Origin of the sequence: Arachnia propionica, assembly GCF_003859805.1 — a bacterium.
Lineage (GTDB): Bacteria > Actinomycetota > Actinomycetes > Propionibacteriales > Propionibacteriaceae > Arachnia > Arachnia propionica_C.
Genome location: NZ_RQZG01000060.1, coordinates 1 through 464 on the forward strand (window position 1 = coordinate 1; position 464 = coordinate 464).

A 464-nucleotide genomic window follows, 5' to 3' on the forward strand; every position below is an offset into this window, starting at 1 on the left:
GGAGACGGTGCGGACTGCGGCGGAGAATCTACGGTCGATGGGGAAGACCGTGGATGAGCATATGGACAACATCGTGTCGCACTGGAACGGGTTGCCTGCGGTGTATGAGGGGCCGGGGGCGGAGCAGGCCTACGGGATCATGGCTCCGGCGGCGACGTCGTCGGAGTCGTTGAAGACGACGTTGGACAAGGCCGCGTCGGCGATTGAGGATTACGCGGATGCGATCGAGCCAGTCAAGGGCACCCTCGAGACGCTGGAGAAGGAAGCCACGGTGTTTCGGGCCGAGGCGTTGGCGGGGTATGACGGGAAACCGTGGCGGGAGCATCAGCCTGCGGTGGATCGGAACGCGGAGTTGTTGGGCCGCTATGCGGCGGTGGTGGAGGCGTTGACGTCGGCGTCGTCGGCGTGTGCGAACACGATCAATGGGTTGTACACGCAGTCGTGTCCGGTGCCGTTCGAGGTCA

1 protein-coding gene is annotated in these 464 nt (G+C 64.4%); it reads left to right on the forward strand.

The genetic code is table 11. The features are described from left to right. Positions 1-61: 61 nt before the first annotated feature. The coding region (locus EII34_RS15765; protein ID WP_221620338.1) for a hypothetical protein at positions 62-464 on the forward strand (403 nt) is incomplete at its 3' end.